We start from the raw sequence: 24,122 nt of genomic DNA, 5'->3' as shown, positions 1-24,122 counted from the left end.
TCGGCGACGAGGCGGACTGGATCGCCGATCTGGCCAGAGGGCTGTGGTCACCCATCGACGAGGCGGAGCGGCAACGATGAGCACCATCCCCCTGCACGCCGAGGTCTCCCCCGCGCTCGACCTGGCCGCGCCCCTGCCGAGCGGCACGACGCTGCTCGAGGCGAGCGCCGGCACGGGCAAGACCCACACCATCGCCTCCCTCGTCGTCCTCTCCGTCGCCCGCGGGACGCCTTTGCGCTCGATGCTGCTGATCACGTTCACGCGCAAGGCTGCACGTGAACTGCGTACCCGGGTCCGGGCCCGGCTGGCCGAGGCACTCCAGATGCTCAGTGCTCCTCCCACGCCGGACGAGGAACCGGTGTGGCAGGCCCTGCGAGCAGGTCTGCCGCGGACGACCCAGCACCGCCTGCGTGAGGCGCTCACCGATTTCGACGCCGCGACCATCGCGACGATCCACGAGTTCGCCGGGACGATGCTCGACCGGCTCGGCCTGCTCTCGGGCCACCGGCGGGACGCCGTCCTGCTGCCCGACCACCACGCCATCACCGCGGAGGTCTGCGACGACCTCTTCCTGGCGCGCTTCGGCAGCCTCGCGCGCCCGCCGTTCGAACCACAAGTGGCGAGGCTTCTCGCCGCGACCGCGGTGGGAACGCCCGCCGCGCCGATCGTGCCGGATCCGACCGATGACGACCTGACGAGGGCCCGGGTCGACTTCGCCGTCCGGGCCCGCCAGGAGGTCGACCGCCGGCTGAGGGACCGGGGCCTCTACACGTACGACGACCTGATCGGGCGCCTCGCCTCCGCCCTGCGGCACCCGGCGACGGCCGCAGCAACGGCGAAGCGGCTGCGGGACGCCTTCGGGGTGGTGATGGTCGACGAGTTCCAGGACACCGATCCCCGCCAGTGGGAGATCCTCCGGACGGCCTTCCACGGCCACAGCGACCTGTTCCTCATCGGCGACCCCAAACAGGCCATCTACGGCTTCCGCGGCGGGGACGTACAAACCTACCTGGCTGCCGCCCGGGAGGCGGACCGTCGCCTGACCCTGGCCACCAACTGGCGCTCCGACGAGACCGTCGTCCGAGCCATCGACTCCGTCCTGGGCCGCACGGCCCTCGGCGATCCCGGCATCACCCTCGGCGAGGTCCGGGCCAAGCACGCCGGCTCACGGCTCCGGGATCCGGTCGGGACCCCGTGCCCGGGACTGGAGCTGCGCCGGGTCACCCGCCCCTACACCAGCATCAGCGCGCAGCGGGAGCGGATCCGGCGCGACGCCGTGGCCGTGGTGGCCCGCCTGCTGAGCGATGGCACCACCCTCGAGGAAGGCGACGTGACCCGCCCGCTACGTCCTCGCGACATCGCCGTGCTCGTACGGTTCAACCACGCCGCCACCCGGATGGCCCGCGCCCTGATCGCCGCTGGCATCCCGGCGGTGGTCAACGGGGCGGACAGCGTCCTGCGGTCGCCGTCGGCCACCGCGTGGCGCGAGCTGCTCGCCACCCTGCTCGACCCCCAGCCCAGCGCGGTCCACCGGCTCGCGCTCGGCCCTTTCGTCGGCTGGGGGCTCGACGAGCTGATCCGCGCTGACGAGGACGACCGGGCCAGCCTGTTCATCCGGGTCCGCTCCTGGGGGCGGCTGTGGACGGAGCACGGTGTCGCAGCTGTGCTCGACGCCGCCCTCGACGAGGCTGACCTCGCCGGCCGATCCATCACCCGCACCGGCTCGGAGCGGGAGATCACCGACCTTCGTCATCTGGGCCAACTGCTCCATGAGGCGGAGACCGGCGGTCACCTCGCTCCGCGACGGCTCCTCACCTGGCTCGACGAGGCCATCGCCGTCGCGAGCCGTACGGGCGACGATGCCCAGGCCCTGCGCCTGGAGACGGAGGCGGAGGCCGTTCAGGTCATCACGGTGCACTCCGCCAAGGGGCTGGAGTTCCCGATCGTCCTCCTGCCCGACATGACCGACCAGAAGCCGGCCCAGGACGACGCCGTTCCTGAGGCCTTCACCGTGCACGACCGCGCCGGGGACCGGCTCGTCGACGTCGGCGGGCGTCGGGATGCGTCCTCGCGGGCCCGCCACCGCCTCGCCCTGGAGGAGAGCGCCGGGGAGCAGTTGCGTGTCCTGTACGTCGCGATGACCCGGGCTGCCTCCCAGATCATCGCCTGGTGGGCCCCGCACCAGGGGTATGCCCCTGCCTCACCGTTGCAGCGGGTGCTCTTCGGTGACCGGGGCGGCGACGGCACGCTGCCGCGCACGGTGCCCGTCGCGCCGGACCAGGATCCTCCCGCCCTGCCGGGAGTCGCCCTCGCGTACGTGGCCGACGAGGCCGAGCCCGTCGAGCCGCCGGCGCTACCCGTCGCGCTGCCAGCGCCGCACCTGCGACGGTTCGACCGCCCGCTCGACACCACCTGGCGACGCACCTCCTACACCGGCCTGACCGCCTCACTCCACGACGGATCGCACGGGGCGGCCGGCACCGGTGATGGCCGTCCCGATGACGAGCCGGCGGTCGACGACACCACCGCACCGGCCCTGGCAGAGGGCGGTGCCGAGGCGCCCGTCGAGCGGCAGCTCTCGCCCTGGGGTCCGCTCCCGACCGGCGCCCGCTTCGGGACGCTCGTCCATGCCGTTCTCGAGTCCTGGGACCCCGCCGGTCCACCGTTCGACGCCCTCGTCGACAGCGTCGCCGCCGCGTCACCTCTGGAAGGGCTCGATCACCGGGTCCTGGCGGCCAGTCTCGACGGTGCGGTGCGCACTCCTCTGGGAGCCGACCTGGCCGAGCTGGCGCTGGCCGACATCGCCCTCACCGACCGCCTCAGTGAGCTCGACTTCGAGCTGCCCCTCGGGGGTGGCGACCAGCCCGGTGCGCCGGCCCTGCTCGCCGACATCGCGGACGCCCTCGACCGGCACCTTTCCCCCGAGGACCCACTGGCCGCGTACGCTGAGCGGCTGCGGCAACCGGGACTGGGTGACCAGACACTGCGCGGATTCCTCACCGGTAGCATCGATGCCGTGCTGCGGGTCGGTGGGAGGGACCCCCGGTTCGTGGTGGTGGACTACAAGACGAACTGGCTCGGCGGCCCGCCGTCGGACGGCACGCTCCCGCTGGCGGCGTACGCCCCCTCGGCTCTGGCCGGCGCGATGATGACCGCCCACTACCCCCTGCAGGCCCTGCTCTACTCGGTCGCCCTGCACCGTTTCCTCTCCTGGCGGCTACCCGCCTACCGTCCGGAGGACCATCTGGGCGGCATCCGTTACCTCTTCCTGCGGGGGATGACAGGGCCCGCCACACCGACCGAGGAGGGCGTGCCGTACGGCGTCTTCGCCTGGCGACCGCCGGCCGCCCTGATCGTGGAGATCAGCCGAATGGTCACCGAGGGAAGGACACGACCATGACGAGCGTGATCGGGACCGGCCTGGTCGCCGCCTTCGACGCGGCGGGTGTCCTCGGTTTCGCCGACGTCCAGGTCGCCCAGCAGTTGGCCTTCCTCGGCGGGGCCAGCGATCCGCGGATCCCGCTCGCGATCGCCTTGGCCGTCCGGGCCGTCCGCGCAGGCTCGGTGTGCGTCGACCTGGCCACTGTGCGGCAGGCCGTCTTCGAGAGCGACGAGAGCGCCGTCGATGTCTCGGCCCTCGACTGGCCCGATCTTGAGGGATGGCTGTCCACCCTGCGAGATTGCCCCTTGGTGAGTGTCGGCGCCGACGGTCCGCCCGGTCGCCCGCTCCGGCTGGTCGGCACCCTGCTGTACCTCGATCGGTACTGGCGCGACGAGCAACTCGTCCGGGCCGACGTCGAGATCCGTCGCAGCACGCCGATGTCCGGTGTGGACCTGGACCGGGACCGGGTGGTGGGCGTGCTGCGTTCCGTCTTCCCGAGGGTCGAGGGACCGGCCGCGCTCGCACCCGGCGAGCCGGACCACCAGCTCGCGGCCGCCGCCACGACCGTCGCCACCCGACTCTGCGTGTTGCAGGGCGGTCCGGGCACCGGCAAGACGTCGACCGTCGCCCGCATCCTCGTGGTGCTGGCGACCCTGGAGCCCGACCTCCACATCGGGCTGGCCGCCCCGACGGGCAAGGCGGCGGCTCGGATGGGGGAGGCCGTCAAGGATGCCCTCGCCGCTCTGGAACCCACCGCCCCCGGAGCCGCCGATCCCGCCGTCGTGGCCCGGCTCGGACGTCTGCAGGCCACGACCGTGCACGGTCTGCTCGGCTGGCGGCGCGACAGCACGACGCGCTTCGCCCATGACCGTACGCGGCCGCTGCCGTACGACCTGATCGTGGTGGACGAGATGTCGATGGTGTCACTGTCGTTGATGGCCCGGCTACTCGAGGCGACCCGGCCGGATGCGCGGCTGCTGCTGGTGGGTGATCCCGACCAGCTCGCCTCAGTGGAGGCGGGAGCGGTGTTCTCCGACATCGGCGCCCTGGTGCGGGCCCAGGATCAGACTCTGCCGGCCTCCACTGCGACCCACCGAATGCTGGATGACCTCATCGCCCCCGTCGACCGGCCGGCCGTGGCCAAGCCCGGATTGGTACGCCTCACCCACACCTGGCGGTTCCAGGGCCGCATCGCCGACCTCGCGATGGCGATCCGGGACGGCGACACCGGTCGCGTGGACGCCCTGATCGATGCTCTGGGGCCTGAGGACAACGTGTCCTTCACCCCCGTTTCCCGAGGCCCGGCAGATCAGGCGTACGACTCGTTGCGGCAGCGGGTCGAGGCGTGGGGCACCGCCCTGGAGGAACGAGCCGAGGCCGGAGATGCCCACGGTGCCCTCGAGGTGCTCGACCGGCACCGGCTGCTGTGCGCCCACCGGCGAGGACCTGCCGGCGTAGCGACGTGGAACCGCATCGCCCGCGCCTGGCTCGGGCGCAGCGGGGAGGAGCCGATGGCTCTCGGAGAGCCGCTCCTCGTCACCCGCCGGGACAAGGCCCTGCAGGTGTACAACGGCGATGTGGGAGCCGTCGTCCGCACCGGCGCAGGCCGACGGCTCGCCCTCGCGGACCTGCACCAGCGCAGCGTACGGTTCCTCGCGCCGGTGCAGCTGACCGGGCTGGTCCCGATGTACGCCAGCACCATCCACAAGGCGCAGGGCAGCCAGTTCCAGGAGGTGTCGGTGATCCTCCCTGATCGGGGATCGGCGCTGCTCACGCGGGAACTGCTCTACACGGCGATCACCAGGGCGTCACAAGGCGTGCACCTCTACGGCACCCGGGACGCGCTACGCGAGGCGGTCTCCCGCCGGGCCAACCGCGCATCCGGACTGGCCGATCGCCAGCGCTGACGAACGCCCGCGGGTCAGAGCCCACCCCACTCCGAGCCAGGAACCGGCCCCAGGGGTCCGCCGCCGTCCTCGCCCAGCCAGTCCTCGATCAGGCGCCGGCCGATCGAGGACTGGGGCGGCAGGACGAGGGTGCCGTCCGCCTGGCCAGCCCGGACGGCAGCCCGGCTATACCAGCGACCCCAAGCCAGCTCGTCGGCGTCGACAATGATCTCCCTGGAAGTGGCGCGAGCCCGGAAACCCAACATCAGCGAACGGGGATAGGGCCAGGGTTGGCTGCCGATGTAGCGCAGCTCTCCCAGCCGTACGCCTGATTCCTCGAGGATCTCGCGATGGATGGCCTGTTCCAGCGATTCACCTGTCTCGACGAAGCCTGCGAGCACCGACACACGGCCGGGGGCCAAGCGGTCTGGTGGGCGAGCAGGATCTCGTCGTCGCCGTTGGTGACGGCGACGATCACCGCGGGGTCCGTCCGCGGCCAACTGTCCCGCCCGCACTCGGGACAGTGCCGCATCAGGCCGGCACGCCGGGGCTCGGTCAGGGCTCCGCAGGCGCTGCAGCGCGGTTCGATCCGGTGCCAGTTGGCCAGGGCGGTCGCGCTGAAGGCCACGTCGGACTGGGTCGCGGTGAGGCGGTGTCCGATCTCGCGCACCGTAGCCGTGTCACCCGCGACCGTGTCCACCACCTGGCAGAAGATCGGCTCCCCGTCGGCGAGTCCCAGCAGGTGGGTCGTCATCGGGTCCAGCTCGCCGGCGGCCGGTGCGTAGCGCAACGTCGCGTCGGAGGCGACGGGCAGTCGCCCGCCGGGGCCGACCGGGAGGACCCGGGCCGTCGGTGAGTGCCACTGTTCATGCAGCCAGGCTGCGTCGTCGCGGTGCTCCTCCACGCGGTCCAACGTGCTGTCAGACGACCAGTCCATCACGGCGCCAGACTAGTCCCGCCCAGGGACGCCGTGAGCCGGGACACGTGGGCGACCAGCTCCTCGGCGCCAGGCAGGTCCACGACCGGGTCCCACCGGTCGCGACGGACGTAGTAGAAGCCGGCGGCCACCCGCTCCACGTCGACACCGTACGTCCGGGCGGCCGCCAGCCGGTACAGCGCAAGCTGCAGCGGATCGGCCGTCCCGCCGCGGTGGGTCTTCCAGTCCACCACCAGGTAGTCGGAGCCCGATCCGGGGGGCTGACGGTAGACGGCGTCGATCCGCCCACGGACGAGTCTGCCGCCCAGCGACAGGGCGAACGGCACCTCAAGGGCGAGCGGCTGCCGATCGGAGAACCGTCCCGCGTCGAACGCGCGGCGCAGTCCCTCGAGTTCGGCCAGCATCTCTTCATCGGCGGCCGAGCGATGGACCGGTCCGACCGCGATGCCCGCCTCGTCCTCGAAGTGGACGTCAAGGGTGCCCTGGTGACGGAACCTCTCCTCCACCCAGGCATGGAACATGGTGCCCAGCGTGGCCCGGCGCGAGGGCTGCACGGGCATCGGGCGGCGCACCTCGTCACGCAGCACGTCGGGATCGGCCACCCCCCGGACGATCTCGGTGACCGACAGGCGCCCGGGCAGGTCAGCGTCGACGGGTGTTCGTCGGGCCCGGGCGCGGGCGAGCAACCGCTCGCCATCGGTCCGCCACCGCGAAGCTCGCTCGGCGACGTCGGCGTCCGGTGCCAGGACCGGCCGCCCGCCGGCCGCGAACACCGTCCGCCAACGGTCCACCTGAGCGGCCAGCTCGACACTCATCGGGTCGGCGATGCTCTCCACCCGGGCAGAGGCGGCCCGCTCGTCCCCCTCCGTGTACGGGTTGACCTCTTCGGCGGGTTCGTCCTCCTTGAGGTCGAGCACGGTCCGGGCCGCGCGGAGGAACGGCGACTCCGACCGCTCGCGGATGGTGTCGGGGTGCCAGCGATGCCCGGACACATGCAACCGGTGCCGCGCGCGCGACACGGCCACGTATCCGAGTCGCTTCTCCCCGTCGCGGGCCAGGTCCTTCAGCTCGGCCCGCATCTGCGCCAGCCCCTGTCGGGACACTTCGCCAAGCGCGGGCAAGCCGGCCGCGTCGCCGCGAAGCTCGAAGGGCAGGACCTGCGCGGCACGGGTCCAGTCGTCCGGGTCCGGCGACCCTGGGAACACCCCGTCGACCGTGGCCGGCAGGAGGACCACGTCCCACTCCAGACCCTTGGACGCGTGCACGGTGAGCAGGGTGACGGCATCGCGGGCCGTCGGCGGGGCCTGTTCCATGCCCCGGCCCACCCTGATTTCGGCATCGAACCAGGCGAGCAGACCCCCCAGCCCGACCGAGGGCCGACGTGCCCCGTACTCCTCGACGGCTTCGATCAGCGCGTCCAGCTGCCGGGCACCGTCGGGGCCGCGCTCGGCGAGGAGCTCGGGGACGATCCCACTGACCCGGATCACCCGCGCCACGAGGTCCCCGACGGGCTCGTCGAGGTGGCTGCGGAGGCGGGTGAACTCCCCCGACAGGGCCAGCAGTCGCTCGCGTGCGGCGACGGACAAGCCATCCGGCCCCGGGTCGTCGACGGCGTCCAGCAGGCACGGATCACCCCCCTCCCCCGCGAGGTGGGCAGCCCGACGCGCGACGGCGTCCAGATCGCGGGCGCCGAGCCGCCACCGTGGACCAGACAGCACGGCCACCGCCGCCCGGTTGTCCGTCACGTCGTGCACCAGCCGCAGGACGGCGATGACCTGGGCACACTCTGGCAGTTCCAGCAGGCCGCCCAGCCCCACCAGGACCGCAGGGATGCCCGCGTCCTCCAGCACTCGGTGCAGGACACCGAGGTCGGCCCGGCGCCGCCCCAGGACGGCGATGTCAGCCCAGCTCACACCCCGGTCGTGCTCGGCCAGGAGCGTGCGGACAACGTGGCGCTGCTCGTCGTCCCAGCTGCGGGCCCGGTGGGCGGTGACCTCCCCGGGCCCGGCCTGCGCCGGTCCGACGAGCGACTCGGGGCAGGCCGGGCCGCCGGCGGCGCGCAACGGGGCGGAGACCAGGTTCGCGACGTCCAGGATGGCGGTGCCCGACCGGCGGTTGGTCCGCAGCGTGAACCGGTGGGCAGGTGTCCCGTCCGCAGCGCGGAAGACCTCCGGGAAGGCAGCGATCGTCCCGACGGCTGCACCTCGCCACTCGTAGATGGCCTGCAAGGGATCGCCGACAGCGGTGACGGGAAACCCTCGCCCCGATGCCGGCTCCGGGCCCGAGAAGAGGCCCGCCAGCATCGCCGTCTGGGCCGCGGAAGTGTCCTGGTACTCGTCGAGCAGCACGACCCGGAACTCCTCGCGGAGCTGACGTCCGACGCCCGGGACCTCCGCCGCGAGCCGGGCCGCGAGGGCCGTCCGGTCAGCGAACTCGACGACACCGTCGCGTGCCTTCGCCGCCCACAGGGCGCTGACGAAGCCCAGGAGCTCCTGGCGTGCCTCGAGAACACCGAGGGCGTCGGTGACGTCCTTGTACGGCTTGCCGCGATACAGCGGCGCCTCCTCCAGCTCCGCCCGGAACGCCCGGGACTGCTCGGCCAGCTGCGCCGCGGTGACTCCATTGGCGAGCATCTGACCGCTCAGCGCGACCACCCGTTCCACGACGGTGGCCACCGACAGTCCCGACAGCGCGGGCGCCGACGTCGCCCCCGCGGCGACGACCCGATCGGCGAGGGCGTAGAGCTCCGCGGAGTCGACGAGCCGCAGGTCGCCCTCGACCCCCAAGCGGGGGCCGTGCTCCGTGCAGAGCATGCCGGCGAAGGCGTCGTACGTGGCGACCGTCGGGGCCCCGGACATCTCCGTATCGCCGAGCAGCCCGGCGGCCTCCAGCGACGTCGAGATCCGGGCGGCGAGCTCACGCGCCGCCTTGCGGGTGAAGGTCAGCCCCAACACCTGCTCAGGGCGGACGAGCCCGGAGGCCACCAGCCAGACGACACGAGCGGCCATCACCGTGGTCTTGCCGGTGCCGGCACCGGCGATGATGACGCCTGGCGCCAGCGGGGCGGTGATCGCCGCCAACTGCTCGGTCGAGAAGGGGATACCGACGAGTTCAGCCAGCGTGCTGTCATCGATGAGCGTCATCGGCGGGCTCCCCTCGGCGGGCAATCGGTGGCGAACGGGCATCCGCGGCAATGCGATCCCCGGCGTGCCACGAAGTCCTCGTCCCGCACGATCCGGGCTGCCTCCGCGACGGCGGCCGAAGCCCAGTCCGGTGCGGACCCGACATCGATGCCGTCCGGCACGGGCACATCGTCGAGGGACGGCTGGACGAGCGTCGCGGCCCGGGCCGCCCCCTCGCCGGCGTCCAGGTAGACGGCGAGCGCCTTGCCCGGCCGGTGGACAGCGGCACCGATCAGCTCGTCGAAGGCGCCGGCGCGGACCGCCAACTGGTAGACGCCCAGCTGCCCCAGTGTCTGCACCTGGCCAGCCGTCGCCTTCCTCCCCGTCTTGTAGTCGACCACGACGAGAGTGTCATCGACCAGCTCCAGCCGATCGACAACTCCGCGGAGCGTGACGGTCTCCGGGCGACCATCGGGCAGCTCAACGGTCAAGTCGCAGCGGAACGGCACCTCGACCCCCACGAGCTGGTCCCTGGGGCGATCGGCGTCCCAGCCGCTCCAGGCCTGCACCATGCTCCAGGCACGCTCGCGCCTCGCGTCCTGACGCCAGGCCGGTCCAGCCGGGAGGGCCGCCCAGGCTTCATCGAAGGCCGCGCGCAGCCCCTCAGGTCCGACCTCCCCGGCGCTCGCCCGCCGCGCCAGCTCATGGATCAGGGTGCCCACCGCCGTCGCCTCGGAACCCCCTGGGTCGCCCCCGCCCGCCGTTCCAGGAACCATTGGCGCGGACACCGCCGCAGCGCGTCGACGCCGCTGGGTGACAGGACGATCGGGGCGTCAGGGCCCACCAGGGGGGCGGATCGATGAGTTGTCTCCCGGACCGCCCACCACGTGCGGGGCGCCGCGCCGGGCAGGTCGTCGGCGAGCCGGGCGAGGGCGATCGCCGCCTGCTCGCGGAGCAAAGGACTCGCGGCCGGATCGGTGCCCACGGTCCGCAGTTCGCCGATGAGCGACGCGGCGCTCGGCACCGGCTCAGCGACTGGATCGTACGAGATCGGCTCGAGCCCCAACTCCCGGACGAACCGTGACGGCGGACCGGCCTCTCCCCCGGCTTCGTCGACGGCGCTGACCACGAGTTCGTCGCGGGCCCGCGAGCAGGCCAGATGGAACAGCCGCCGTTCCTCGGCCAGAACCTCGCCAGCAGTGGTGGGAGGCGTCGCCCCCTCGGGGCCCAGACGGTCGGCGCCCAGCAGCGAACGGCTGCGCCGAACCGCCGGCCACCGTCCCTCCTGGACTCCCGCGACCACCACCAGCTGCCACTCCCGCCCACCACAGCGATGGGGCGTGACGACCTCGACGACGTCGGGCTGGAGCCGGCGCGTCATCCGTGCATCGGCCGCGATCTCCTGATGGCGGACCTCCTCGACGAGGTCTGCGGCGGCGGCACTGCCCCGACGCGTGCCGCTACGACCGGCCAGGTCGAACAGGGCCACCACCGCGTCCAGGTCGCGATCGGCCCGCTGGGCCTCGCTGCCACCACCGAGCGCGGCCGCCCGGAGGCGCTGCGGCCAGTCTGTGGCCGACCAGGCCGCCCACAGCACCTCCTCCGCGCTGCCACCCGCCGCGATCGCCTCCCGGGTCGCCTCGACGGCCCCTGGACGGCGTCCAGCCGCCGCCGGACGCGAGCCAGACCGCCCTCCGCGCGATCCCGGTCCGATGCGCCGAGGAACTTCCGGTGGCGTCGCAGCTCCATCGGGTCCACCCCGCCCAACGGGCTGAGCGCGAGCCTGTCCAACTCCTCCGCTCCGACTTCGTCGGGACCGAGAGCGGTCTCCAGCACCTCCAGCAGCACCCGTACCGCCGGCTCGTCCACCAGCGGGGTGTCGTCGGGGACGGCGATCGGGACGCCCGCCCGGCCCAGGCGGCGGCGGAGCAGTGCCTCCTCCGGTCCGCGGGAACGGACGACGACAGCCATCCGGTGCCAAGCGATGCCGCGCTCCGCGTGGGCGGCGAGCAGCGTCGCGGCGACCGCCGTCGCCTCCTCACGAGCATCGGCGCAGAGCACGAGCCGGGCCGCCCCATCCCGGACCCGACCGGGCCGAGGGGCGCGCCAGTCGGGCAGCCCGAAAGGTCGAGCCATCGCGGCGGTGAGACCGTGCACGGACCGGGAGACGACGGGGGCCCCGCGATGATCGGTGCCCAGGACGTGCACCGCGGCGGGCTCACCACCCGGACCGGCATGGTCGGTGCCGAAGCGGGCGACGACGCCGCCGTCGGCGCCACGGAACGAGTAGACCGCACGGTCAGGATCGGCCGTCACCACCAGCCCCGCACTGGAGGAGGGAGGCACCAGATCACGCAACAGCGCGGCGTGTGCCGGCACCGCGTCCTGCAGGTCGTCGACCAGGACGTGGTCCCATCGTGACCGCAACGGGTCACCCGAGCGCGGGTCGGCGAGCATGATCCTCACTCGGTGCACCAGTTCGTCGTAGTCCAGGACGCGCTCGGCGTCGAGGACGTCGAGGTACTCCTCGAAGAGGTGGGCGGCACGGACCCAGGCCGGTCTTCCGTCCTGCTCCCCGAAGTCGGCCACATCGGCGGGGTCCAGGCCCAGCTGCCGGGCTCGTGCCACCAGGTCGCGCAACTCGCGGGTGAAGACGCGGGTGCCGACCGCCTCACGCAGGTCCTCCGGCCACGGCTCGGCGGATCCCTCGAGGACTTCACGTAGCCGCAGCTCCTGCTCGGGCGCGGTCAGTACGCGCCACGGGTCGGTGCGATGCGCCTCGGCCCACAGCGCGTGGCACAGGCCATGGACACTGAGGACCGGCACGGCGGCAGCGACCTCTCCCAGGCGGCCGGCGATCCGCTCGGCGAGCGTTCGGGTCGCCCCACGCGAGAACGTGAGCACCAGGACACACTCGGGCGGGACGCCGCGGTGGCGGACGAGGGAGACGGCACTCTCGACCAGGGCCGTCGTCTTGCCGGTGCCGCTCGCCCCCAGCACCAGCAGCGGTCCGCGCTCGTGGTCCACCACGACCTGCTGGTCGACGTCAAGGACCGGGCCGGCGTCGAGGAGTCGTACGCCGCCCAGCCGCCGGTCCTCCGCGGCGACCTGCTCCGCGAGGGCGATCGAGGATGCGCCTGCCGTTCCGTCCATGCGATTCATCCCACCAGAGCCCACAGACAATTCCCGGGAGGCGGCTCCCGGCGTGTGCCCGTCAGCCACGCGCCGGTCTCCGCCGTCAGCGAACGAGTGTCGTCCCGGCCGCACGGGCGTGGCAGGGTGGAGGCCTACGACATCCGTAACAGGGAGGCACAGCGGTGGAGATCAAGATCGGCGTGAAGAATCTTGCCCGTGAGGTCGTCGTCGACCTCGACCAGACAGCGGAGGCGTTCAAGGCGACGTTCGAGAAGGCCCTCGCCGACGGCACGGTCCTCTCCCTCACGGACACGCACGGTCGCCAGGTGATCATCCCCGCCGACGCCGTCGCCTACGTGGAGATCGGGCAGCCCAACGCGCGACCCGTGGGCTTCGGCAGTCTGTGACGGACCGCGCTTTTCGGGGCGCGCCCGGGAACTGGGTTAGACTGGTCGGGTGACGAGCCCCTCATCGGGGCGCCACCGTACCTCCCGGGCGTGCCGAGCCGAAGAGCGCGTCCAAGCAGGGTGCCGCACCGTCGTGCGCAGCGCCCGAGACTGCAAAGGCCAGAGCCCTGTCAGACAACACCACCACGTTCACGGACCTGGGGGTCGACGCCGCTTTCGGTGACGCCCTCGCCGAGCACGGCATCGTGCATCCCTTCCCGATCCAGGAGATGGCGATCCCGATCGCTCTCCAGGGCACCGACCTGATCGGACAGGCCCGCACCGGAACGGGCAAGACCCTCGCGTTCGGTCTTCCCCTGCTGCAACGCATCGATCTGCCGACCGACACCGACGAGGGCCACGGCACCAGCCCGCAGGCCCTCGTGATCGCTCCCACCCGCGAACTCGCCAACCAGGTCGGCAAGGACCTGGTCACCGCATCGGCCAAGACGACCGCGCGGATCCTCACCGTCTACGGCGGTACGCCGTACGAACCCCAGCTCGAGGCCCTCGCCGCCGGGATCGACGTGGTCGTCGGCACCCCTGGACGGCTGCTCGACCTCGCCAACCGTCGCGCCCTCGACCTGTCCCGCGTCCGCATCGCCGTCCTCGACGAGGCCGACGAAATGCTCGACCTGGGGTTCCTTCCCGATGTGGAGCGGCTGATGGCGAAGACGGCGAAGAACCGTCAGACGCTGATGTTCTCCGCGACGATGCCCGCCCCGATCGTCGCCCTCGCCCGCGCTCACCTGCATGCCCCGGTCAACATCCGCGCCGAGCACCAGGAGGACGTGCAGACCGTCCCCGCCACCCGACAGTTCATCTACCAGGCCCATCCGCTGGACAAGCCCGAGGTCATCGCGCGCATCCTCCAGGCGAAGGACCGCGACCGGGTGATGATCTTCTGCCGCACCAAGCGTGGGGCCCAGCGGCTGGCCGACGACCTGTGCGAGCGTGGGTTCTCCGCCGCCGCCATCCACGGCGATCGCACCCAGGCGGCGCGGGAACAGGCCCTGCGCCGGTTCCGCGAGGGGCGGATCGACGTCCTGGTGGCCACCGATGTCGCGGCCCGCGGGATTGACGTCACCGGCGTCACCCACGTGATCAACTACGAGTGCCCGGAGGACTCCAGCACCTACGTCCACCGGATCGGCCGGACCGGGCGCGCCGGCGCCGAGGGCGTCGCCGTGACGCTGGTCGACTGGGCCGACCTGACGCGATGGAAGGTGATCAACAAGACCCTCGGCCTCGACCTGCCCGAGCCCCAGGAGACGTACTCGACCTCGGAGCACCTGTTCACGGAACTCGGCATCGACCCCGCGGCCACCAGCCAGGTCGGGCCGCCGAAGCCCACCAGTGGTGCGGCCGGGCACAAGGGTGGCAAGACGACCGCCGCCCCGGTGACCGGCGCACGCCACGCGGGACACCGCTCCCCGACCCGCTCCGCTGCTCCCCGGCACACGCGCACCGAAGGCCGGCCCGAGAGCACCCGGGCCACCGTCGACACCCCAGCGACCCCGGCGGACACCGCCACCGGCGAGGCCGTGGCGCCCCGCCGGCGGCGCCGACGCCGGATCCGTCGCGAGGGTGGGGGCGCCGAGTCGTCCCCCGCCCCCGCGGAGTGAGGACGGGATGACCGAGGGCCGCTCCTGGCCGATCGAGGCTGCCGTCGTCGACCTGGACGACGGCACATCCTTGGCGCTGCACACCTGCACGCCCGATGACGAGCGCGGTGTCGTCGTGCTCGTCCATGGGATCTTCGGATCCAAGGAGGACTTCGACACGGTGCTGCCGGCCCTCGCCGAGGAGGGCTTCACCGGGTGCGCGCTCGACCTGCGCGGCTGCTTCGAGTCCACCTCGCCCGGACCGTTCTCCTTGGAGGTCTTCGCCGAGGACGTCATCGCCCTGGTCGCCGAGATCGGCTCCGACATCCCGGTCCATCTGGTCGGGCAGGGCTTCGGTGGCCTGGTCGCCGAGGAGGCGGCCCTGCTCGAGCCGCACTTCTGGGACTCCGTCACCCTCGTCAGCTCCGGTCCGGGCGGCCTGGGCCGCACCCGACCGCTCCGCTTCGTCGAGGATGCGCTGGACGCCGAGCGTCCACTGGTGGATATCCACCGGGAGTTCCTCGAGATCCTCGGTCTCACCGAGGAACATCCCTCGACCTTCATCACCGAGCGGCTCTCGGCGACCGATCCCCGGGCGGTCGCGGCGATGATCGATGCGGCGGAGAACACCCCGGACCGCTCGGCCGCGCTCTGTGCGACCGGGATCGACTTCCATGTCGTGTACGGCGAGTACGCCGACTCGTGGCCCGTCCCCGCCCAGGTGGCGATGGCGCGCAAGTTCGGCGCCGACCCCGTCGTCCTGAAGGGCTGTTCCGACCATCCCGCGGAGGATCGTCCGGAGGCGACGGCCCGGGCCCTGGTGCAGAACTTCCTCGAGCTCGACTGATCGAGCCAGCGGCGGCTCAGCCGCCCATCAGTTCGCGCAGGCGGGCGTAGGACGCCGGATCCGTGACCTCGCAGCCCAGTGGATTGCGGGTCTTGCCGGTGCCGTGATAGTCGCTGGAACCGGTGATCAGGGCGCCGCGTGAGGTCGCGAGATCGCGCAACACCCGTCGCTCCTCCGGATCGTGCTCGACATGGTCGACCTCCCAGCCGGCCGCGCCCGCCTCCAGCAGCGCCACGAGCACCTCGAGCGGCAGCACCCGCTTCGAGTCGCGCCCCCACGGATGAGCGAGGACCGGCACCGCTCCGGCCGCCCGGAGCAACCGGACCCCCTCGAACACATCGGGCGCGTAACGATCGACGTACGCGGGCCCTCCCTCCGCCAGGTACTTCGCGAACGCCTCGTCACGATCCGCCACGTAGCCGGCCGCGACGAGGGCATCGGCCACATGCGGACGCCCGACCGAGGGGGTGTCGCGTGCCTGCCTCGCCACCTCCGCCTCGGTCAGCGGCATCCCCAATGCCGCCAGGCGGCGCAGGATGGCCGGGATCCGCCCGGTCCGTCCCGCCCGGATGCGGGCCGTCTCGCTGACCAGCCCAGGGTCGCCCGGGTCGCCGCCGTAGCCCAGCAGGTGGACCGAGTGACCGTGGTGCTCGCAGGACAGCTCCACGCCGCGGACGAACCCCAGTCCGATCGCTGCCGCGGCCCCCTCGGCTTCGTCCAGTCCGTCCCAGGTGTCGTGGTCGGTGAGTGCCACCACGGCCAGCCCGGCCGCAGCCGCGGCCCGGACGAGAGCCGCCGGTGCCTCCGTCCCGTCGGACCGGGACGAGTGCGTGTGCAGGTCGATGCCTCCCCGGACGCTCATGGAAGCCATCGTACGGGGATGGCACCATGGATCCCATGCAGATCTCCGCCATCGCACAGTTCCCCGCCGACCCGGCCCGCGTCTTTGCGATGCAGACCGATCGGGCCTTCCTCGAGGAGGTCTGCCGCTCCGGCGGTGCGGTGGCGTACGAGGTCGAGGCCGACGGCAACCGGACCCGGATGTCGCGGAGCATGCCGGCGCCCGATCTCGCCAAGAAGTTCGTCGGCGAGACCATCACCGTCGTCGAGACGTACGTGTGGGGAGAGCCCTCCGACGACGGCACCCGCACCGCTGACCTGACCGTCGACGTGCCCGGCACCCCGGGGAGCATGAACGGCGCCGCGGTGCTGTCCCCCACTGCCCTCGGCAGCCAGATCGAGGTGTCCGGCGACCTGGTGGTGCGGATCCCTCTCGTCGGCAGGAAGCTCGAGCAGGCCGCGGCCCCCGCCCTGACCGCCGGCATCGAGGTGCAGGAAACAGTCGCCCGGGGCTACCTGGCCTGAGCCGTCGCTACGCTTCAGCCGAGCAGCGCGTCCAGTTCATCAGGGGCGTACCAGAGCAGGTCGTGCTCGTCGAGCAGGGTCGCCGACTCCCGGGCGAAGGCCTCCGGATCGGCCAGCGCAGCCCGCGCCGCACGCACGACCGGCAGCGCCGCCTCCTCGTCGACGAACAGGGCACTGACCTGTGACCATTCGACCCCGGAGACGGTGACCCGGCCGGATCCCGCCTCGTCGGCGGACACGATCTGGTCCGGCCGCACCCGCACCGCCACGACGAACCGGGGCCCGTCGGGGGAGGCGGCCAGACTCCTCATCGCGGCATCCGTGAGGGCCCAGAAGTCGGCCTCCTCCGCGTCGTCCGGCACGTCGAGGTCCAGCTCGCGGGCCCGGGCGTACGCCACGTCCACGCTGATCCCCTCGGCCTGCTCCAGGCGTCCGCTGCGCCGGAACTCCTGCGCGCCCCCGGGCGCCGAGGGCAGGTACACGGTCCTGGTACGTACGCTCGCCATGGCTGTCAGGCTAGTGCCTTCCGGCGAGCGGTGCCGGGCGCCCCGCCCGGTGGCAGGAGCGGCGCGGTGTTGTCCCGGTGTCGAACTGTCCACAGATGTGTTGTCCGGGACTGCCGCTCGCTGCCCGGTACCGGCACTGTGGAGACGTGCTCACACTGCTGCTGCCCGAGACCCGACCGCCGCAACTCGACCTCCTGGCCCCTTCGGCGCCGGAGTGCCCGCAGGCCGGCCTGTTCGACACGCTCCCGACGACCCTCCCGAGCCCGAGGGTCGGCAGTGCCCGCGCCCGGATGCTGGCCGGCGCGGGTGAGGCGTGCACGGCCGCCCTGATCGACGTCCTGGCTGGGCGCCGCGCTCCGCACCAGCTGGCCCGGTGGACCACCGAGGAGGTCATGGCGGATCTGGTGCTGCTCGCCCGGGCCACCCGCCGCCATCCGGTGCGGACGGGATCACCATATGTGCAGGTGGTGGCGGACCACGCCGCCGAGATCGTCGTCCCCTGTCGGCCGGCGCGCGGCGACTGGGCCCCGCTGCGGGTCCTCACCGCCCGGGTCGAGCCGTACGCCGACCGGTGGCACTGCTGTCACCTCGGCTGGATCGCCGGCCCGCCCCGCCGTCCGGGAGCCGGATGAGGCCGCTGCTAGGACTTCTTGCCGTGGCAGTACTTGAACTTCTTCCCCGAGCCGCACGGGCACGGGTCGTTGCGGCCAACCCCTGCGTAGGGGTCCTCGACGGACGCCGTCCGCCCCCGCACCGTCGCCCGTGACTCGTTCACCTGCTTGGCCTTGCCGTCCTCGTCCGGGGCCGAGTACGCCAACGGGGCCTCCGGGTGCTCCTCGAGACCAGCGGCCGAGAACCGCGGTGCCGCCAGCGGCGCCGTCCCGGACTCCCGCGGCTGGCCCGCCGCCGCGCCGACGGTGATCGCCCGTCCCTCCTCGTCGCGGACGATGCCGACACGCGGCTGGTCGGGCAGGGAAACCTCGAGGTTGAAGAGGTAGCCGACGACCTCCTCCATGAAGGCGTCCATCATCGCGGTGAACAACTCCGCGCCCTCGCGTTGGTACTCCACCAGCGGATCGCGCTGCGCCATCGCGCGCAGGCCGATGCCCTCGCGCAGGTAGTCCATCTCGTAGAGGTGCTCGCGCCACTTGCGGTCCAGCACGGTGAGCAGCACGCGGCGCTCCAGCTCGCGCATCGTTTCCGCGCCGAGCTGCGCCTCCCGGGCGTCGTACGCCTCCCGGGCGTCGGCCTGGAAGTCCTCGACGAGCTCGGCGGGAGTGAGGTTGACGCCGCGGTAGTCCTCCAGCGGGAGGGTGACCGGGTAGAGCGTGCGCATCTGTGCCCAGAGCGCGTCCAGGTCCCAGTCCTCCGCGAAGCCTGTCGCGGTGGCCGCCAGCACGTAGCCCTCGACCACCTCGTCGGTCGCCGCGCGCAGGCGCTCCGAGACGTCCTCGCCCTCGAGCACCTTGCGCCGGTCGCCGTAGATGGCGTGGCGCTGCCGGTTCATCACATCGTCGTAGCGCAGGACGTTCTTGCGCATCTCGAAGTTCTGCGACTCGACCTGTTCCTGGGCCTGCTGGATCGACTTCGAGACACGCTTGTTCTCGATCGGCTGGTCGTCGGGGATCTTCAGTGCCTGCATCACCCAGTCCACGATGTCGGACTTGAACAGACGCATCAGGTCGTCCTCGAGGGACAGGTAGAACCGGGACTCACCCGGGTCGCCCTGGCGCCCCGAACGTCCGCGCAGCTGGTTGTCGATACGCCGCGACTCGTGACGCTCCGACCCCAGCACGTACAGACCGCCCAGGTCGACGACCTCTTCGTGCTCGACCTTCGACTGCCCCTCGAACTTCCTCAGCATCGCCGGGTAGGCGGCCTCGTACTCCTCGGAGTTCTCCAGCGGGTCGACGCCACGGTCCTGCAGGGCCTTGTCGGCGAGGAACTCGGAGTTGCCCCGAGGATGATGTCGGTACCACGGCCGGCCATGTTGGTCGCGACGGTGACGGCACCCTTGCGGCCCGCCTCGGCGACGATCGCAGCCTCACGCTCGTGGTTCTTGGCGTTCAGCACCTCGTGGGGCACGCCGACATGCTTCAGGAGTGCCGACAGCACCTCCGACTTGGCGACGGAGGCGGTGCCGATGAGGACCGGCTGCCCCTTCTCGTGGCGCTCGACGACGTCGGTGACGATCGCCGCGAACTTGGCCTGCTCGGTGCGATAGATCAGGTCCTTCTGGTCGAGGCGGACCAGCGGCTTGTTCGTCGCGATCGGCAGCACCGACAGACCGTAGATCTTCTGGAACTCGGACTCCTCGGTCTTCGCCGTGCCCGTCATCCCGGCAAGCTTGTCGTACATCCGGAAGTAGTTCTGCAGGGTGATCGTCGCCAGCGTCTGGTACTCGTCGCGGACCTCGACGTGCTCCTTCGCCTCGATCGCCTGGTGCAGGCCCTCGTTGTAGCGCCGGCCCGGCAGCGTACGGCCGGTGTGCTCGTCGACGATCAGGACCTCGCCGTTGAGCACGACGTAGTCCTTGTCCTTCTTGAACAGTTCCTTGGCCCGGATGGCGTTGTTCAGGTACGAGATGAGCGGGGTGTTGGCCGACTCGTAGAGGTTGTCGATGCCGAGTTCGTCCTCGACCCGGTCGATACCGGGCTCGAGGATCGCGACGGTGCGCTTCTTCTCGTCGACCTCGTAGTCACGGTCGACCTTCAGCTTGCGCGCGGTGAGCGCCGCGAAGACCGGGTACCACTGCCGGTTCTCCTCGGCGGGGCCGGAGATGATCAGCGGCGTGCGGGCCTCGTCGACCAGGATCGAGTCCACCTCGTCGACGATGGCGAAGTGGTGACCGCGCTGGACGCAGGCGTCCAGGGTCAGCGCCATGTTGTCGCGCAGGTAGTCGAAGCCGAACTCGTTGTTGGTGCCGTAGGTGATGTCACAGCCGTACGCCCGGCGCCGGTCGTCGGGATCCATGTTGGCCAGGATCGTGCCGACGGACAGCCCCAGCCACTGGTGCACCCGGCCCATCCACTCGGCGTCGCGGCGGGCCAGGTAGTCGTTCACGGTGACCACGTGGACGCCCTCACCGGTGAGGGCGTTGAGGTAGACCGGAAGGGTCGAGACGAGGGTCTTGCCCTCGCCGGTCTTCATCTCGGCGATGTTGCCCCAGTGCAGCGCGGCGCCACCCTGGATCTGTACGTCGTAGTGGCGCTTGTCCATCACCCGCTTGGCGGCCTCACGAACGGTCGCGAAGGCCTCCGGCATCAGCGAATCGAGCGACTCACCGTTGTCCAGGCGCTGGCGGAAGTCGTTGGTCTGGCCCCGCAGCTCGTCGTCGTCCATCGCGACGAAGTCCGGCTCGATCAGGTTGACCCGCTCCGAGACGGTCTTGAGCCGGCGAAGGAGGCGGCCTTCACCCATGTGCAGGATCGTGTCCAGGACTGCCACGCCAATCAGCTCTTTCTCACGGTGACGATGGGGTACGTCCACCTCACAGCGGACGTACCCCATCGTAGGGGGTCGGCGGACATCCGCCGACTGGCCGTCAGGGGCGGTCGAACCGATAGACGCGCCCGGTCACCACGGAGGGCACGATCACCATCACGTCGGGCTTGTCGCCCTCGATCCAGGGGTGGACGCCGCTGGCGGCCGTGCGGGCCTCCTCGCCCTCCAGTTCGGTGGCGAAACCCCGGACGACGACGCTGACGCTCTCGTGCTCGTCGATCCGGTCGACCTCGTACGCCACGGTGCCCTGCTCGTCGAGGGCGACCAGCTTCGAGCCCTGGCCGGTCTCGAAGATGATCTGGCCCTCCCGTACGGCGTGGTTGATCGGGACGATGTTGACCTCGCCGTCGAGCACGTACGCCAGCCGGCCGATCTGCTGCTCGGCCAGGACCTCCCAGCACGCCTCGGGGGTCAACTCCTCCATGCGCTCGCGCTCCATCGGTACTCCTTCGTGTCGTGGGCGGTGCGGGTCGCGGTGGGGACCGGGCACTCGCGTTGCCCCGGCTTCCTCCACGTCCCGAGCGTACAAGCATCGACCGACACCAGGGGCGTCACCCCGCCTGCACGACCTCCGGATCGAGCAGCGCCGCCTGCTCCAGGACGCAGGCGACCAGGGCGGTGTCGGAGCCCAGGCCCGGTGCCAGGGTGTCCAGCACCTTCGGCACGACCGCGTCCAGCGGGCCCGAGGTCGCCGCTTCCAGCGCCGGCCCGGCGAGTCGGTCGGCCACCGGCGCACCGAGCCCTCGCAGGTGCAGGGTCCACGCGGCCAGGGCGGTGGCGCAACCGCGGGGCACCCGGCCGGCGGCCCGCTCCTCGCGGATGGTGGGGAGGGTACGGACGACGAGCTTGGTCGATCCGTCGTGGGCGATCTGGGCGAGGTTGTGGCGTATGTTCGGGTTCTCGAACCGCTCCACCAGCGCCTGGCGGTAGGCGACGTTCTCCTCCTGCGGGAGGACGAGGTGGCGGCTCGCCTCCGCCCAGAACAGCTCGACCCAGCCCCGGCAGACCGGGTCCTTGATCGCCTGCTCGACGGTCTCGTGTCCACGGATCGATCCGGCGTAGGCGAGCAGCGAGTGTGAACCGTTGAGCAACCACAGTTTGCGCTGCTCGTACGGCTCGACGTCGTCGACCATCCGCGCACCCGCAGTCTCCCATCGCGGGCGGCCCGCCGGGAACCGCCCGGCGACGACCCACTCATGGAACGGCTCGGTCGGCACCGGGGAGGCGTCCACCCAACCGCACAGCTCCTCCACCCGCGCTGCCAGGGCGGGCGTGGTGGCAGGCGTGATCCGATCGACCATCGAGGTCGCGAAGTCGACGGTCGCGGCAATCCAGGCGGCGAGCTCGGGGTCCACCGCCTCGGCGAAGTCGATCACGACCTGCCGGGCCGCCTCACCGTTGGCGGGCAGATTGTCGCAGGACAGGATGGTGATCGCCCCTGCCCCGGCGGCCCGGCGGGCGGCCAGGCCCATGGCGATCCGCGCCGGCGCGGACACGACGGCGGCCCGCGGGTCGCTCCCCGCGGTCGCGATGTCGTCGGTGACGACGTCCTGGCTGGTGTCGAGTCGCCCGTCGGGGCCGCGCAGGTAGCCCTGTTCGGTCACCGTGATGGTGACCACCGCGACCTTCGGGTCGGCGAAGGCGGTCAGCAGCGCCTCGTGGTCGGCGGCGGGGTGCACCTCCGCCAGACAACCGATCACCTCGGGGTGATCCCCGTCGGCGCCCTGGGTGACCAGGGTGTAGAGGCCGTCCTGCGGGGCCAGGGCGTCGGAGATGCGGGGGCTGTTGCCGGTGAAGCCGGCATAGCCCCAGTCGGCTGCGTCCTCGGCGTGGGCGGTGTACCAGGCCTGGTGGGCGCGGTGGAAGTTGCCGATACCGAGATGGATCATCCGTACCGGCGGGGCCGGCGGCATGCCGGGCAGGGAGCGGCTGAGGCGGGGCGAGGTGTTCACAGCTTGAAGGCCTTTCGGGGGCAGGTGACAACGGTGTCGTACATGCCGCCGAGGGCCTCGTCCTCGGTCAGCCGATGGGTGGCCACCAGCCGAGCGAGGTACCCGGCGTCGAGACGGCGATTCATGTCATGGCGGGCGGGGATCGAGCAGAAGGCCCGGGTGTCGTCGATGAAGCCGGAGGTCTTCAGCAGGCCCGCGGAGATGGTGACGTTCTCCCGGAACCGGGCGATCGTCTCGGGGGCGTCGATGAACCACCAGGGTGCCCCCACGTAGACGGAACGGTAGTAGCCCGCGAGCGGTCCGAGTTCCCGGTTGTAGACGGTTTCGTCCATCGTGAAGACGACGAAGGTGAAGTTCGGATGGTTGCCGTAGCGCTGCAGCAGGGGCTGCAGGGCCCGGGTGAACTCCACGGCGTGCGGGATGTCCCCGCCGACGTCGGCCCCGTACGTCCCGAAGGCCTCCGGATCGTGATTGCGGGCGACGGCCGGGTGGATGGTCATCGTCAGGCCGTCCTCGCAGGCCATCCGGGCCTGTTCGGTGACCATGTGCCGGCGCAGCGCCGTGCACTCGGCGGCCGTCGCGGTGCCGGCCCGCGCGGCGAGGTAGATCCGCTCGGCCTCCTGCTGCGCCAGCACCTCGGTGCCTGCGTCGGCGTGACTGTGGTCGGTCGACGTCGCGCCATGGGCCTTGAAGTACGCTCGCCGCTCCTCCATGGCGGCCACCCAGCCCGGCCAGGTGGCGGTGTCCACGCCCGAGATCTCTCCCAACCGGTCGACGTCGGCGTTCCAGTCCGGCCGGGCCGGTTCGAGGTAGCGGTCGGGACGGAAGGCGGGCAGCACCCGGCCCTCCCAGGTCGGGTCGTCGATCAACCGCTGATGCCAGTGGAGGTCGTCACACGGGTCGTCGGTGGTAGCCATCACCTCGATGCCGAACCGGCGGTACAGCGACCGGACCGAGTAGTCCGGGGTCGGCAGCGCGGCCGCGATCTCGTCGTAGATCCTGTCCGCCGTCGCGGCGGAGGGTGCGACGGTGATGCCGAAGACCTCCGCGAAGGTGTGTTCGAACCAGTACCTCACCGGCGTCCCGCGGAAGACGTGCCAGTTGGCGCAGAGCGCCCGGAAGGCCTCACGCCGCTGGTCGGCGCCGAAGTCCTGCTGGTTGACGCCCAGGGTCGACAGCTCGACGCCGTGGGCGTGCAGCAGCCGGTTGACGTAGTGGTCCGGCGTGATGAGCAACGACGTCGGGTCGTCGAAGTGGATGTCGTCGGCGATCCAGCTCGGCGGCACGTGCCCGTGGGGCGAGATGATCGGCAGGTCCTGCACCGAGGCGTACAGCCGGCGCGCGATGTCCCGGACGCCGGGCTCGGGGGGAAGGAGGCGGTCGGGATGCAGTTCCAGCGCTGGCTCAGACATGACTTCCATGCTCCCGACAGCCTT

Annotated in this window: 18 protein-coding genes and 1 pseudogene; 7 read left to right on the top strand and 12 right to left on the bottom strand. The window is 71.7% G+C overall.

Going from position 1 to position 24,122, the window contains the following annotated elements:
• The first annotated feature begins 76 nt into the window (after positions 1–76).
• A complete protein-coding gene (locus Rai3103_RS13010; protein ID WP_153572949.1) occupies positions 77–3,400 on the top strand; it encodes a UvrD-helicase domain-containing protein in 3,324 nt (1,107 codons plus the stop codon).
• A complete protein-coding gene (recD, locus tag Rai3103_RS13005; protein ID WP_153572948.1) occupies positions 3,397–5,289 on the top strand; it encodes an exodeoxyribonuclease V subunit alpha in 1,893 nt (630 codons plus the stop codon). The genes Rai3103_RS13010 and recD overlap by 4 nt, the downstream gene beginning before the upstream one ends.
• Positions 5,290–5,303: 14 nt before the next feature.
• Here recD and Rai3103_RS17030 read toward each other — a convergent pair whose 3' ends face one another.
• The 6 genes from Rai3103_RS17030 to Rai3103_RS12975 are packed head-to-tail and all read right to left on the bottom strand — an operon-like array spanning position 5,304 to position 12,480.
• Positions 5,304–5,636 carry an NUDIX domain-containing protein gene (locus Rai3103_RS17030; protein ID WP_228489346.1) on the bottom strand — a complete coding sequence of 111 codons (333 nt, stop codon included), beginning with the start codon at positions 5,634–5,636 and terminating at the stop codon, positions 5,304–5,306.
• Positions 5,534–6,205, bottom strand: coding sequence for an NADH pyrophosphatase zinc ribbon domain-containing protein (locus Rai3103_RS12995; protein ID WP_194793138.1), 672 nt, complete (start codon positions 6,203–6,205; stop codon positions 5,534–5,536). The genes Rai3103_RS17030 and Rai3103_RS12995 overlap by 103 nt, the downstream gene beginning before the upstream one ends.
• Positions 6,205–9,348, bottom strand: coding sequence for an ATP-dependent DNA helicase (locus tag Rai3103_RS12990; protein ID WP_194793137.1), 3,144 nt, complete (start codon positions 9,346–9,348; stop codon positions 6,205–6,207). Before Rai3103_RS12990 ends, Rai3103_RS12995 begins: the two co-directional genes overlap by 1 nt.
• Entirely contained in the window at positions 9,345–10,049 is a 705-nt protein-coding gene (locus tag Rai3103_RS12985; RefSeq protein ID WP_194793136.1) for a RecB family exonuclease, read from the bottom strand. Before Rai3103_RS12985 ends, Rai3103_RS12990 begins: the two co-directional genes overlap by 4 nt.
• Positions 10,037–10,708 carry a 3'-5' exonuclease gene (locus Rai3103_RS17025; protein ID WP_239022351.1) on the bottom strand — a complete coding sequence of 224 codons (672 nt, stop codon included), beginning with the start codon at positions 10,706–10,708 and terminating at the stop codon, positions 10,037–10,039. The genes Rai3103_RS12985 and Rai3103_RS17025 overlap by 13 nt, the downstream gene beginning before the upstream one ends.
• Complete coding sequence (locus Rai3103_RS12975) at positions 10,705–12,480, bottom strand: UvrD-helicase domain-containing protein (RefSeq protein WP_194793134.1); 1,776 nt, start codon at positions 12,478–12,480, stop codon at positions 10,705–10,707. Before Rai3103_RS12975 ends, Rai3103_RS17025 begins: the two co-directional genes overlap by 4 nt.
• A gap of 164 nt (positions 12,481–12,644) precedes the next feature.
• Between Rai3103_RS12975 and Rai3103_RS12970 the strand changes: the two genes are divergently transcribed.
• From Rai3103_RS12970 to Rai3103_RS12960, 3 genes are all read left to right on the top strand, one after another.
• The gene (locus tag Rai3103_RS12970) at positions 12,645–12,869 is read left to right on the top strand and encodes a DUF3107 domain-containing protein (RefSeq protein ID WP_153572942.1); all 225 of its coding nucleotides are present in this window, start codon (positions 12,645–12,647) and stop codon (positions 12,867–12,869) included.
• 167 nt (positions 12,870–13,036) lie between these two features.
• Positions 13,037–14,533 (top strand): DEAD/DEAH box helicase, encoded by a 1,497-nt coding sequence (locus Rai3103_RS12965; RefSeq protein ID WP_153572941.1) that lies wholly within the window; start codon positions 13,037–13,039, stop codon positions 14,531–14,533.
• A gap of 7 nt (positions 14,534–14,540) precedes the next feature.
• On the top strand, positions 14,541–15,359 hold the full coding sequence (locus Rai3103_RS12960) for an alpha/beta fold hydrolase (protein WP_153572940.1): 819 nt from the start codon (positions 14,541–14,543) through the stop codon (positions 15,357–15,359).
• A 16-nt stretch (positions 15,360–15,375) separates the two neighbouring features.
• On the opposite strand, the gene Rai3103_RS12955 is transcribed toward Rai3103_RS12960, so the two are convergent.
• Positions 15,376–16,221, bottom strand: a complete 846-nt coding sequence (locus Rai3103_RS12955; RefSeq protein WP_153572939.1) for a PHP domain-containing protein — start codon at positions 16,219–16,221, stop codon at positions 15,376–15,378.
• 26 nt (positions 16,222–16,247) lie between these two features.
• Between Rai3103_RS12955 and Rai3103_RS12950 the strand changes: the two genes are divergently transcribed.
• Complete coding sequence (locus tag Rai3103_RS12950) at positions 16,248–16,724, top strand: DUF2505 domain-containing protein (protein WP_153572938.1); 477 nt, start codon at positions 16,248–16,250, stop codon at positions 16,722–16,724.
• A gap of 14 nt (positions 16,725–16,738) precedes the next feature.
• Here the strand turns inward: Rai3103_RS12950 and Rai3103_RS12945 are convergent, their stop codons facing one another.
• Positions 16,739–17,230, bottom strand: coding sequence for a DUF6912 family protein (locus tag Rai3103_RS12945; RefSeq protein ID WP_153572937.1), 492 nt, complete (start codon positions 17,228–17,230; stop codon positions 16,739–16,741).
• Positions 17,231–17,376: 146 nt separating this feature from the next.
• On the opposite strand from Rai3103_RS12945, the gene Rai3103_RS12940 reads away from it, so the two are divergent.
• A complete protein-coding gene (locus Rai3103_RS12940) occupies positions 17,377–17,862 on the top strand; it encodes an Rv3235 family protein (protein ID WP_153572936.1) in 486 nt (161 codons plus the stop codon).
• 8 nt (positions 17,863–17,870) lie between these two features.
• On the opposite strand, the pseudogene secA reads toward Rai3103_RS12940, so the two are convergent.
• The 4 genes and pseudogenes from secA to uxaC all read right to left on the bottom strand — a co-directional run bounded on the left by secA (position 17,871) and on the right by uxaC (position 24,098).
• Positions 17,871–20,677: pseudogene (gene secA, locus Rai3103_RS12935) on the bottom strand (preprotein translocase subunit SecA).
• A 97-nt stretch (positions 20,678–20,774) separates the two neighbouring features.
• A complete protein-coding gene (locus tag Rai3103_RS12930; RefSeq protein WP_153572935.1) occupies positions 20,775–21,173 on the bottom strand; it encodes a pyridoxamine 5'-phosphate oxidase family protein in 399 nt (132 codons plus the stop codon).
• Positions 21,174–21,285: 112 nt separating this feature from the next.
• On the bottom strand, positions 21,286–22,686 hold the full coding sequence (locus Rai3103_RS12925) for a mannitol dehydrogenase family protein (protein WP_228488912.1): 1,401 nt from the start codon (positions 22,684–22,686) through the stop codon (positions 21,286–21,288).
• Positions 22,683–24,098, bottom strand: a complete 1,416-nt coding sequence (gene uxaC / locus Rai3103_RS12920; protein ID WP_153572934.1) for a glucuronate isomerase — start codon at positions 24,096–24,098, stop codon at positions 22,683–22,685. Before uxaC ends, Rai3103_RS12925 begins: the two co-directional genes overlap by 4 nt.
• Positions 24,099–24,122 lie beyond the last annotated feature (24 nt).

The sequence above is a fragment of the Raineyella fluvialis genome (assembly GCF_009646095.1).
In the GTDB taxonomy this organism is placed as follows: Bacteria; Actinomycetota; Actinomycetes; order Propionibacteriales; family Propionibacteriaceae; genus Raineyella; species Raineyella fluvialis.
Note: the sequence above shows the minus strand (reverse complement) of the source record. Positions and strands in the feature narration are given on the sequence as shown.

What these genes read in the sequence shown, in the direction of transcription:
- Rai3103_RS13010 (WP_153572949.1), top strand. Translation starts at nt 77, where the DNA reads ATGAGCACCATCCCCCTGCACGCCGAGGTCTCCCCCGCGCTCGACCTG.
- recD (WP_153572948.1), top strand. Translation starts at nt 3,397, where the DNA reads ATGACGAGCGTGATCGGGACCGGCCTGGTCGCCGCCTTCGACGCGGCG.
- Rai3103_RS12995 (WP_194793138.1), bottom strand. Translation starts at nt 6,205, where the DNA reads ATGGACTGGTCGTCTGACAGCACGTTGGACCGCGTGGAGGAGCACCGC.
- Rai3103_RS12990 (WP_194793137.1), bottom strand. Translation starts at nt 9,348, where the DNA reads ATGACGCTCATCGATGACAGCACGCTGGCTGAACTCGTCGGTATCCCC.
- Rai3103_RS17025 (WP_239022351.1), bottom strand. Translation starts at nt 10,708, where the DNA reads ATGACGCGCCGGCTCCAGCCCGACGTCGTCGAGGTCGTCACGCCCCAT.
- Rai3103_RS12975 (WP_194793134.1), bottom strand. Translation starts at nt 12,480, where the DNA reads ATGGACGGAACGGCAGGCGCATCCTCGATCGCCCTCGCGGAGCAGGTC.
- Rai3103_RS12960 (WP_153572940.1), top strand. Translation starts at nt 14,541, where the DNA reads ATGACCGAGGGCCGCTCCTGGCCGATCGAGGCTGCCGTCGTCGACCTG.
- Rai3103_RS12955 (WP_153572939.1), bottom strand. Translation starts at nt 16,221, where the DNA reads ATGAGCGTCCGGGGAGGCATCGACCTGCACACGCACTCGTCCCGGTCC.
- Rai3103_RS12950 (WP_153572938.1), top strand. Translation starts at nt 16,248, where the DNA reads ATGGATCCCATGCAGATCTCCGCCATCGCACAGTTCCCCGCCGACCCG.
- Rai3103_RS12945 (WP_153572937.1), bottom strand. Translation starts at nt 17,230, where the DNA reads ATGGCGAGCGTACGTACCAGGACCGTGTACCTGCCCTCGGCGCCCGGG.
- Rai3103_RS12930 (WP_153572935.1), bottom strand. Translation starts at nt 21,173, where the DNA reads ATGGAGCGCGAGCGCATGGAGGAGTTGACCCCCGAGGCGTGCTGGGAG.
- uxaC (WP_153572934.1), bottom strand. Translation starts at nt 24,098, where the DNA reads ATGTCTGAGCCAGCGCTGGAACTGCATCCCGACCGCCTCCTTCCCCCC.